This window comes from Neobacillus soli NBRC 102451 (assembly GCF_001591665.1).
GTDB classification, from domain to species: domain Bacteria; phylum Bacillota; class Bacilli; order Bacillales; family Cytobacillaceae; genus Neobacillus; species Neobacillus soli.
Window position 1 is genome coordinate 1 of sequence record NZ_BCVI01000101.1, and the last position, 9,879, is coordinate 9,879.

Consider the following 9,879-nt stretch of genomic DNA (forward strand, 5'->3'; position numbering starts at 1 on the left):
GGGCGCTGGAGCTAGACAGTAATCAAAGTTCAATGATATTTATTCTGTTTATAAAAGAAAGGGTAACCCCATTATCAGGCACCCTTAGATGTTCAATATGTAATCCGCTTTAATTTTATGGTAAAAGTCGTTTTTTCATAGGGCTTGCTGGCTAGAAAAATTTTCCCGTCCATTTTTTCCACAAGTCGTTTGGTAATGGTAAGACCGAGCCCACTGCCTTGATAGGACTTGTTTCGTGAATCTTCTAATGTGTACATTCGTTCAAACACTAAATCCTTGTGGAGCTCGCTGATTCCTTTTCCTTTATCCCACACATCAACGTAAACAGACTGTTCGTCACTCCCTAGGGTTAGACCAAGCACTTTCCCATCGCCGCCATATTGAATCGCATTGGAAATCAAATTATGCAGGACCCTGTCCAACTCGACTTCGTTTCCTAGGGCAAATAAATTATTTTCCGGCAGCACAATCGCAACCTCAAAACCTTTTGACGTTAAAACTTCATAAAAACTTAAAATATTCTTTCGGCATAGCTCATTCATGTTCACCCTTGTGAGGGGCAAATTTTTATCCCCCGACTCAAGCTTCGCCAAATCAAAGAATTTTTTAATAAGGTCCAATACTTCAACCGTTTTTCCGTGGACCTTTTGCAAAAGTTCCTCTGTCTCTCCCTTACCTCTATTTTTGTCATTCAAGATAATCTCAATATAACCAAGTACCACAGTTAGCGGCGTTTTTAAATCATGCGAGATATTGGAGAGCATTTTTCGCATTGAAATCTCGGTTTTATTATAGGTGGCCATCATTTTTTGATTATGCTCTAAGAGACGATTGATTTCGATTAAAATCTGTTTAGTGTCTTCATCATCCGTATGTAATAACAGCTTTTCATCCGTTTGCTCGTTGATAATCCGTTTCAGCTTTTTGTGGATGTAAGTAGAATTTCCTTTGTGCTTGTTTCTCGTTTTATATTGCAAAAAATTAAGCCCGGCTAATCCGATTATGATTATCGATAAAAAAATGATCATCCTTAAAACTCCCCAAGCTTATAGCCGATACCCCATAATGTTTTGATGTACTGCGGTTTGGACGGGTCATCCTCTATTTTCTCCCGGAGCCTTCTCATATGAACGTTGATTACATTTTCATCACCGTAATACTCATCTTCCCATACTAAACTATAAATTTGCGCTTTCGTGTAGACACGGCTCGGGTGTGAGATAAATAGCTTTAAAATATGAAACTCCTTAGCTGTCAACTTGATCTCTTTTCCGCCCTTTTGTGCTGAAAAATTGTCTAAATCAAGGGTCAGGTCTCCGATGGTTAAAACCCTTTTTTCCTGCTTTTGTTCAGTTCGTGAATAATGAGTCGCCCGTCTGATGGCTGCCTTTACCCTCGCAGTCAGCTCAATCATTGAAAACGGCTTAGCAATATAATCATCGGCACCAAAGCCTAATCCTAACGCTTTGTCTAAATCGCCGTCCTTTGCCGACATAATCAGTACGGGTATCATGCTTTTCTCCCGGATAATTTTTAAAAATTCCATTCCATCAAGCTTTGGCAGCATTAAGTCGAGAAGAATTAAATTAAATGTATCCTTCGCAAACATCATAAGTGCCTCTTCCCCGTCAAACACCGGTACGACCTCAAAGCCTTCTTTGGTAAATTGGCCATTGACCATATCACTGATAGCTACATCGTCTTCCACTAATAAAATTTTGTGTTTCATCTTATCCCCCACCTGTTCATTCCTTTATGGTTAATTTCCATATTCTCTTTGGAAAATCCTTTTTTCGTTGAAAAAAGAGAGACTAAAAGTCTCCCCTTTATTAATACTATGCTTTTTTAAATTTTCCAGGTGTAAACTTTTCGCTGGCTTTAAAGTTATAAACTGGTTTAATAAAGCCAGCAATCTCAACCGTTTCTTCTATTTTTTCCAAAATCTCATTCATTGGTTTGTAGGCCATTGGCGCTTCATCTAACGTTTCTTCAGAAACAGACGTTGTCCATATGCCCTTCATTGTATTGTGGAAATCCTCCATGTTTAAGGATTTCATCGCTTTTGTCCTGCTCAGGACGCGGCCCGCTCCATGTGGCGCCGAATAATTCCACTCTTGGTTGCCTTTACCGACCGCTAATATCGAGCCGTCCCTCATATTGAATGGGATTATCAGACGTTCATCTTTTTGCGCAGAAACCGCCCCTTTTCGCAAAATCATGTTCTCGGTATCAATATAATTGTGGACCGTATCAAAGCGGTCTATCATCTCAAATCCCATGTTTTCCGTAATCGCTCTAGCAATCTCTTCTCGATTTGCCTTTGCAAAGGTTTGGGCTAATTTCATGTCATGTATATAATTATCAAAATCCTCGCCTTCCAAATAAGCTAAATCATTCGGAATGACTGGATTCTTTTCTTTAAAGCTTGCAATTGCTGTTTGAATCTCGTTTTGCCGTCCTTCAGCTTTTAATTGGTCAATAATGCCGGTCAAATCATGTTGACGAAGCTTTGAGATGGCTACTTTTTGATAGTAGGTGGCAATCTTTGCCCCCACATAACGGCTGCCTGTATGAATGGTTAAATAATGATAGCCATCGGTGTCGACAGATAATTCAATAAAATGGTTGCCCCCGCCAAGTGTACCTAAGCTATAGAGGCTCCGATCCTGGTTCAGGATATGTTCCGCCTTATACTCTTGTTTGGCTGGAAAACTCGTGTTAATGAATCCGACTGTATCATCCGAATGAAGCTCATGTCCGCTCGGGACGTATGTGCGAATAACCTGATCAAGCTTATCAAAATCAACCTTTTTATCTTGAAGCTTGGCGGTTAATACCCCGCAGCCGACGTCGACGCCAACCAGGTTGGGGACTACCTTATCCTTTAGCTGGATGGTCGTACCAATCACACAGCCTTTGCCAGCATGATAGTCCGGCATAATACTTATTTTTGTATCCTTTAAAAATGCTTGATTACACAGCTCTTGAATTTGCTCAATCGCCGTTTCCTGCGGATAATTTGAAAATACCTTTGCTTCCGTCTGTGACCCCGTTACTTTAATCACTCGTTTTCCCTCCTTCAAAAGCAGATTACCAACAGACTACCATTTATTGGACATTTGAGCAATGGTATTTCGGATGACCAATGCACTAACTTTCGGATGAGTGGCCCAGCTTGCGGATAGGTGGTTTCAACTTGCGGATAAGCGATTTCAACTTGTGAATAAGTGATTTCAACTTGCGGACGGGCAACCCCTATTGTTCAAAAACAACAAACCCCATCCATCCTACTAATAAAAAATTGGGTATGACCAACAAAATGGCTATCCAAATCATTTTCTTTGCTATAAATTTTGACGCACCAAGATAAAGGAGTGGAAAGATCAACCCCCATATTAGGAAAAGTGGTGTGGCCGCTAGGTATAGAGACATTGGTAATATAAGGATTGAAGATACAACGAGGAGTTTAGATTTCCTTGTACTTAAGGCTATAATGGAGAGAATTAATGAGGCAATTGTACAAGGCCAAAATAATAACTGCATATTTCACCTCCGGATTTTTTAAAGGACTTTAACTCACATTTTAATTAAGATAGACAGCCCTATCATTTGTTGTCGCTCAAATTTACAACATTTAGCCTTCCTTAAAATTCGATATAAAAAGGATGAAGTTTTTCTGATAAACAATACTCAATTCTTTGCCTAAAGTTTTTCCAAGTGACCATTTCTAATGCCTCATTAATTGGAAAGAAACCTACCTCCAGACTTTCTGGGCTTGTTGTTGGTAATCCCCCGACTGGCATTCCCAAAAATAATGTATTACAAATGCCGCCACTTACATTTTGAAATACCCCACAAAATTTCGTCACTTCAATATCGATACCGGATTCTTCCTTTGTTTCTCTAATTGCAGCATCCTTCAATGATTCTCCTTCTTCAACCTGCCCCCCAGGCATTTCCCACCCTCTTCTCGGCCCTTTAATTAATAAAATTTCATTCTGGCTATTCAGCACAATTGCTGCAGCTGAAACGATATGCTTAGGTATCATCCACCGTTACCTCCATTTCTTCTTCAAATGCTTTATGTATTCTTATTTCAATACTCAATCCAATAACCACAAACATTTACTATTAATATATTTTTCAAATGATTGCGGATGCGTTGGTACTCGGTACACATAAAAAAGTAAGAATGCTACGAGTGCAATTATTAGCTTTTGATAAAATTGCCTTTTATCTTCCTTTTCGGATTTCAAACAAATTATAATCCCTATGATTGAATAAAAGGCAATCCAATTTAGCCAGTCAATTTCGAACAGCCAACCAGCAAAAAATGAATTGATTGTCCCAAAAAGCAGGTAGCGAACTAAATTTGAAAGTGATTTAGGATGAACCGTTTCCAATTCACCTATTTTAAAACCTTTTACAAAAAGTTGATAAACCGAAAAAAGAAAAATAAGTCCCATAAATATATAGTTCAAAATTACCACTTCCTCATTACCAATTATCTTCCTTATATATTCGGTAATGTTGAGGAAATAACCTTTTATTTAAGAAAAAGCGGCCTTCATTATTGAAGTGCCGCACCAGCTTACTACCTTCCACTATTCCAATTTATATTCAATCCTCTTCGCTTGATATCCTTTTTAAAGATATTTGCACAATTGTTCATTAAACAAAGTCATAGAATAAACATTTTGATTTAATAATTTATCTACTATTTGTCTTATTACACAAGACTCACGAAGATCATTTATATCAAATTTTATTAAATCAGATACCTTTATCCATTTGCTTCCTATAATTTCGTCCTCTTCAATCTTTAATGAACCTCCAATAATTTCACCAATAAAATGAAATAAAATCACTTGATCATTTGAATTACTGATGAAGTTATATACACCAGTTGTGCCTGTAAGTTTCACTTCAAATCCTGTTTCTTCTTTTACTTCTCTGCAGGCTGCATCAAGTATGTCTTCTTTATATTCAATACGACCAGATGGAAAATTCCATTTATTACTTGCAGATGGTTTATTTTCTTTAATAATCAAAACCTCGTCACCTTTAAATATGGATACACTTACAACTAAAACAAATCCATTTTGAGTCATTTTTTCCCCCAGATTTTAAATTTTTTCAAACTGCTCAATTACGTTCTTTACTTACAATACCAAATATCAATTTAAATTCCTTACGGCTCTTCTTTACCTTTTTAAAACCTTCTTTTAAATCCAGGACCATAACCTACTTTGTTTTTGTTAAGCGGGACCCGTTAATTGAATAATCTCGATAATAAACATAAATAATATAAATTATAAACAGATCGGAAAGAAAGGAAGTACCATCATCAGAAAGCTGGCATTAGTCTTCTTACTAATTTCATTGATTCCTCTTACTGGATTTCATAGTGCAAATCAGTTGGTTATTACAAATATTGAAACCACAATCATTAAGGCAGAAAATATTCTACGTTACGATATTAAAATAAAAAATACAGATACTACTCCATTCAAAAGTGAATTTGATTACCCTGGTCAACATTATTACGGTCTTGAAATCGTGATACAACCTAACAAAAAGTTAGCATCTAAAATGGAGCTGGTTGAAGGTAGCGAGTTTATCAAGATGATTCCAATGGGTGCTGGGAGTACTGGAATTATTGACTCCGGAAAAGAAGGTTCATTTCACATTGAATATAAAATTAAAAATGGTACTGACCTAAATGAGATTAAACAACTAGCTTGTGATTCCACATTAATTATATTGGATGGTGTAAACATCGTTAAAGAATTTTCATTAGAAAAAGTAAAAAATGATTTATGATACTACTCTACTCACCATTATAAGAATCCTTTCTGTGGTTATTTCGTCGTTGTTTTAACCTAATCAGAAACGGATTCTTCTTTCATTTATTTCTTGCATTGAATAATAACGAGAAAGCTGATTAGATAGGCATTATTAGCTTATTTTAGAAAATCTGTGAATAATTCAGGAGTTCAAGTTGTTTCCCTTTAATAATTGTGTGATTTGTCTTTTGTGGTGGTTATCGTGGTCTGTAAATTCCTTAATAATATATATAAGAGAATAAGGTGTTCCTGTATGTGGGCAATGCGAAACTCCGTTTGCAGTTAATGGTTTATTCAACTTTTCGATTGGTAATTCGTTAAGTTCTTTCACAAGTAGTTCCCTTGTTTCTTTTGCTTCTTCAAGTAGTTTTTCTTTTGGTATGCCTGATTTTGCGTAATTGGATGCTTTTTTGTTATAGGTATCAAAATCAGGGAACTCCATTCCCTTTTCGTTACGTACTGATGGGATAACTTCAGCTAAAAGGTGATTATCCCAATTTATAATATGGGCTATTATTTCGCTTACAGACCATTTACTTTCGGCTATTGGTTTAGACCATAAATCTTCTTCCATATCTTCTAATGTGCTTAACCAAGATGTATATTGTTTGAAATTGCATATTATGCTATTTTCCTCGCTCAATTTAATTCCCCATGTCTATGTTAATTTAGAGTAGTATAACATAAAAAATCGCACTTTAGCAAACATATGTTCCTAATTTTATTTAAACATACGATTAAGATCAATCACATCAGGTCACTATCCATGCGATATTTATCCTTCAATTCCTCATAGACAAAAGAAAATCGATTGAGTTATCCAATCTTCTTCGCAATAGGCTATCTTCCGGAAGAGATCCATATAAGGGCTGAAAATCATTGTTTCTTGATTTTTAATCTTCGTTTACCCGCCCGCCAGATATTGATACCTTTATTATAAAACAAAAAAAAGGTAGAAGCTCTCAATTAAATGAGAGTTCAACCTTTTTATCTTTTAGAGGAACTTATTCAGTCCCCTTTACATTTTATTTTCGGGATAGGCTTTTTTGTTACATTTCAATTTTATAGGTTCCAGCTCAATTACAATGGTCGTCTTTTTCTTAATAAATGGTACTAAGGCTTAGTCCTAACACCCTTCAATAACTATCAAAGCTATCAATATTGTAATAATACATTTCTTCATGATTTTTGCCTTCTCATTGTTTAATATTTCAATTCTTTTGGATTGGAGTAATCGTTATATGTAAAGTCTACATCTTTAGCCGTAGTGGAAACTGCTTTTTTAATTTCTCCTGTTCAAGACACTACTTAATATGTTGTTTTAGTTTGCGTTTCATATTCAGTGGGAAAAGAAATGGCCCTTTTAATAGGTCAATCCTTCACTAATCCGCCTCTTAACTGGCTCACACCAAATTCTAAATACCCCTTTAAACAGGTTAGCATGAATACCCAGCCTTCTTTATTATCTAAAATTTGCGGGATTAGTTCATTATCATTTTCATTAAATCCATTTTCATTAACTTCAATAATTGTAGTTAAATGATCTAACTCATTCAGCGTAATCGTAACAATATGCCCTTCGCCATTTGCCCCCCACTGGAACACGATTTTTCTATTAACCTCGACCTCCAATACCTCTATATCAAGTTGTGCATTGTATTCATCATATCTTAAAGTAACTGTCTTACCTTGTTCCCATCTTTCCGAACTTGACGAGAACCAAAAGTTCCCTATTTTTGAAGGGTCTACGAATGCTTTAAATACTTCATTCGCTGGTTTTAATATTTTCATTTTGGTAAGGTTGTTCATTTACAAAATCCCCCTTTTTTCAATTTAATTTCGCCTTATTTCTGATAATTTAGTAACCAGCCAATTCCGAACTGATCGACTAGGTTTGCATGAATTGCGCCCCAGAATGTATCCTGCAACTCAGCTGTGATTATTCCTTCTTTGCTTAAAGAATCATACACCCTTCTAATTTCTTCTTCGCTTTCACATTCTAGGCTGATTCGTACGCTATCGCCTTCTTGAATTTTTCCAAAAGTATCTGAAAAGTGAATGATGCTGTTACCGAGATGAAGTTCAGCATGCAAACACTTGCCATCATCACTTTTTTGAATATTAGTTATTTCCCCGCCAAATAGGCCTTGGTAGTGCTCCATTACTTTCAAGCAGTTATCTACAAATATATAAGGACTAGCACTTTTCATCATTTTTCCTCCCGGTGTTTAATAAAACTTCTATCGATTTTATCACAGAAAATTCTTGAATTAAAATACGTATAAATTCTATGTATTAACTTGTCCCTATAACTCCTCCATAAAACGCCTAAAGAAATAGACCGCATTTAAAGTCGATCCATGCTTATTTTAAAAATGTCATTCATTAGCCATAAGAAGTTGCAGCCACATGCCAGTTACTACCCCTATAGGTACTAAGGAAAATAAAAAGAAGATAAATTTAAACAAATGTAAGGGGATTACGGAAAGAATCCAAGCAGTTATATCAGAAGAATCTCCGGTTTTGTTGTGCACATTTTTATCTATATTAAAAGTCATAATCAATCCATAAACCCCAACAAATAAGAGAATAATAGACAGAATTATATTTAAAAAATTCAAATTTACTTCCACCTCAGACCTTCCAATTTACTATGTACTAAGTGCAGGAAATATAATACCAATGATCATTCATTTTTTGAATCTTAATGATATCAGCCTGAACATCAGCGTTTGTTGGTGCCGAACCATTGGGAGAAAAAACATAGCCTGAAAAATTATCTGGAATCCCTCTAATTGTGAAAAAGAGTAATTTGTCATTCATCTTCATTACTTCATTTCCGTCGGACAAGGATGAGTGATTGTATTTTTGGGGTACCGGGTAAAGATCACCTTGCTCATTTGATGTCCGTATTTCCCCCTTCAAAATTTGACGAGCCACTTCTTCTCGTTCATCAAGCTTAAAAGAAAACTCGACTTTCTGAAATACAGGGAAAAAAGGTCGCTCAAAGATTAGAAATAGGAGCACCAAGCTTAAAAGTAAAGGAAGAAGGCTTTTCATATTGGTGATTTTATATTTCTTAAAAAAATGAATAATTGATAATATGAATAATACAATCCCACCGATAAACAAAAGGATCATTATCGGAAAACTATAAACATCGAAACTAAAAAGTTAGTTACGAAATGATTGAGCATTTCATTAATAACGGATAAAACAATGAGTAGAATCAGTGTGTAGATAACCCAATTGTTCTTAGATATTCTTAAAGATTTAATAAAAATTCCTCCCACAACCTAAATCCATGTATAATTATTTGATTGAATAATATAACTGCTTAAAAAGGACTCTATCACACTTAAACATAATATCAATTTTTTACCATAAAATCTATGCTTCCCTTTACAAACTGCCTTTGTTAAAACAAAAGAAAAGGGTTGCAAAAAGCGACCCGATTGGTAGGCTAGAAGTCTTCTGACAATCACGATGTGGAAGTAGTTGTAGAAGTTGTAAAAAGATATGTAGCTAGCCCTAGGATCATCAGTAAAATTAGTAGCGTTTGGATACACACCCCTACTATGCTGCAAACCTTACCTGATACAGCTAATCCTCTGCCTTTTTCATTTGTGTGGTCAAGCTCTCCTATACTTTTTGAAGAAATGACAATCCCAATAATACCAAGGATTACCCCGATATAAGGAAGGATAATTGATAATACTCCTAATGTTAATGCTGCAATCGATTTATTATTTGTCTTCTCCATTACTATGCCCCCTAAAAATAAGTGTTCTTTCTTTACTCAATATTAATCACATTATGTTCTTTGCACCATTCAATTGCTCATACAAAAGTTCAGTTTTCTATTATAAATTCTCTACTAATTTACAAAATTCCTCTCTTATTTCACTAACCTCTAGCTCAACATGATTTCTTTTAATTGCCGCATATACGGAAGTCTCGAATTGGATAAGATTGAAAAGTTAGGAAAAGGGTATCCAATCGAGCCTATTGGAGCCTGGTCCGTCAGAAAGAT

The 9,879-nt window shown here is 35.5% G+C and carries 14 protein-coding genes; 1 reads left to right on the top strand and 13 read right to left on the bottom strand.

Features of this window, described 5'->3' with window-relative positions; translation table 11 throughout:
- Positions 1–92 precede the first annotated feature (92 nt).
- From BSO02S_RS25450 to BSO02S_RS28355, 7 genes are all read right to left on the bottom strand, one after another.
- Entirely contained in the window at positions 93–1,028 is a 936-nt protein-coding gene (locus BSO02S_RS25450; RefSeq protein WP_066074716.1) for a sensor histidine kinase, read from the bottom strand.
- Positions 1,029–1,030: 2 nt separating this feature from the next.
- A complete protein-coding gene (locus tag BSO02S_RS25455; RefSeq protein WP_066074720.1) occupies positions 1,031–1,729 on the bottom strand; it encodes a response regulator transcription factor in 699 nt (232 codons plus the stop codon).
- 106 nt (positions 1,730–1,835) lie between these two features.
- Positions 1,836–3,065, bottom strand: coding sequence for an RtcB family protein (locus tag BSO02S_RS25460; protein ID WP_066074723.1), 1,230 nt, complete (start codon positions 3,063–3,065; stop codon positions 1,836–1,838).
- A gap of 579 nt (positions 3,066–3,644) precedes the next feature.
- Positions 3,645–4,049, bottom strand: a complete 405-nt coding sequence (locus BSO02S_RS25470; protein ID WP_066074729.1) for an NUDIX hydrolase — start codon at positions 4,047–4,049, stop codon at positions 3,645–3,647.
- 54 nt (positions 4,050–4,103) lie between these two features.
- Positions 4,104–4,481, bottom strand: coding sequence for a hypothetical protein (locus tag BSO02S_RS25475; RefSeq protein WP_066074732.1), 378 nt, complete (start codon positions 4,479–4,481; stop codon positions 4,104–4,106).
- A 165-nt stretch (positions 4,482–4,646) separates the two neighbouring features.
- Positions 4,647–5,111, bottom strand: coding sequence for an NUDIX hydrolase (locus BSO02S_RS25480; protein WP_066074734.1), 465 nt, complete (start codon positions 5,109–5,111; stop codon positions 4,647–4,649).
- A gap of 34 nt (positions 5,112–5,145) precedes the next feature.
- Complete coding sequence (locus BSO02S_RS28355; RefSeq protein ID WP_142303749.1) at positions 5,146–5,241, bottom strand: DUF3977 family protein; 96 nt, start codon at positions 5,239–5,241, stop codon at positions 5,146–5,148.
- Positions 5,242–5,418: 177 nt separating this feature from the next.
- On the opposite strand from BSO02S_RS28355, the gene BSO02S_RS25485 reads away from it, so the two are divergent.
- Positions 5,419–5,823: a hypothetical protein gene (locus BSO02S_RS25485; RefSeq protein ID WP_066074736.1), complete on the top strand. Its 405-nt coding sequence runs from the start codon at positions 5,419–5,421 to the stop codon at positions 5,821–5,823.
- Between the two features lie 165 nt (positions 5,824–5,988).
- Here the strand turns inward: BSO02S_RS25485 and BSO02S_RS25490 are convergent, their stop codons facing one another.
- The 6 genes from BSO02S_RS25490 to BSO02S_RS25515 all read right to left on the bottom strand — a co-directional run bounded on the left by BSO02S_RS25490 (position 5,989) and on the right by BSO02S_RS25515 (position 9,609).
- Positions 5,989–6,489 (bottom strand): DinB family protein, encoded by a 501-nt coding sequence (locus tag BSO02S_RS25490; RefSeq protein WP_066074738.1) that lies wholly within the window; start codon positions 6,487–6,489, stop codon positions 5,989–5,991.
- A gap of 728 nt (positions 6,490–7,217) precedes the next feature.
- A complete protein-coding gene (locus BSO02S_RS25495) occupies positions 7,218–7,655 on the bottom strand; it encodes an SRPBCC family protein (RefSeq protein ID WP_066074740.1) in 438 nt (145 codons plus the stop codon).
- A 35-nt stretch (positions 7,656–7,690) separates the two neighbouring features.
- Positions 7,691–8,056, bottom strand: coding sequence for a VOC family protein (locus tag BSO02S_RS25500; protein ID WP_066074742.1), 366 nt, complete (start codon positions 8,054–8,056; stop codon positions 7,691–7,693).
- Positions 8,057–8,224: 168 nt separating this feature from the next.
- Positions 8,225–8,467, bottom strand: coding sequence for a hypothetical protein (locus tag BSO02S_RS25505; protein WP_066074744.1), 243 nt, complete (start codon positions 8,465–8,467; stop codon positions 8,225–8,227).
- A gap of 37 nt (positions 8,468–8,504) precedes the next feature.
- Entirely contained in the window at positions 8,505–8,786 is a 282-nt protein-coding gene (locus BSO02S_RS27390; RefSeq protein WP_142303751.1) for a hypothetical protein, read from the bottom strand.
- A 541-nt stretch (positions 8,787–9,327) separates the two neighbouring features.
- Positions 9,328–9,609, bottom strand: a complete 282-nt coding sequence (locus BSO02S_RS25515) for a DUF4190 domain-containing protein (protein WP_066074748.1) — start codon at positions 9,607–9,609, stop codon at positions 9,328–9,330.
- Positions 9,610–9,879: the final 270 nt, after the last annotated feature.

Excerpts from the sequence above, each read along its gene's own strand:
- BSO02S_RS28355 (WP_142303749.1), bottom strand. The coding sequence starts at position 5,241 with ATGGTCCTGGATTTAAAAGAAGGTTTTAAAAAGGTAAAGAAGAGCCGT.
- BSO02S_RS25515 (WP_066074748.1), bottom strand. The coding sequence starts at position 9,609 with ATGGAGAAGACAAATAATAAATCGATTGCAGCATTAACATTAGGAGTA.
- BSO02S_RS25455 (WP_066074720.1), bottom strand. The coding sequence starts at position 1,729 with ATGAAACACAAAATTTTATTAGTGGAAGACGATGTAGCTATCAGTGAT.
- BSO02S_RS25470 (WP_066074729.1), bottom strand. The coding sequence starts at position 4,049 with ATGATACCTAAGCATATCGTTTCAGCTGCAGCAATTGTGCTGAATAGC.
- BSO02S_RS25495 (WP_066074740.1), bottom strand. The coding sequence starts at position 7,655 with ATGAACAACCTTACCAAAATGAAAATATTAAAACCAGCGAATGAAGTA.
- BSO02S_RS25450 (WP_066074716.1), bottom strand. The coding sequence starts at position 1,028 with ATGATCATTTTTTTATCGATAATCATAATCGGATTAGCCGGGCTTAAT.
- BSO02S_RS25500 (WP_066074742.1), bottom strand. The coding sequence starts at position 8,056 with ATGAAAAGTGCTAGTCCTTATATATTTGTAGATAACTGCTTGAAAGTA.
- BSO02S_RS25480 (WP_066074734.1), bottom strand. The coding sequence starts at position 5,111 with ATGACTCAAAATGGATTTGTTTTAGTTGTAAGTGTATCCATATTTAAA.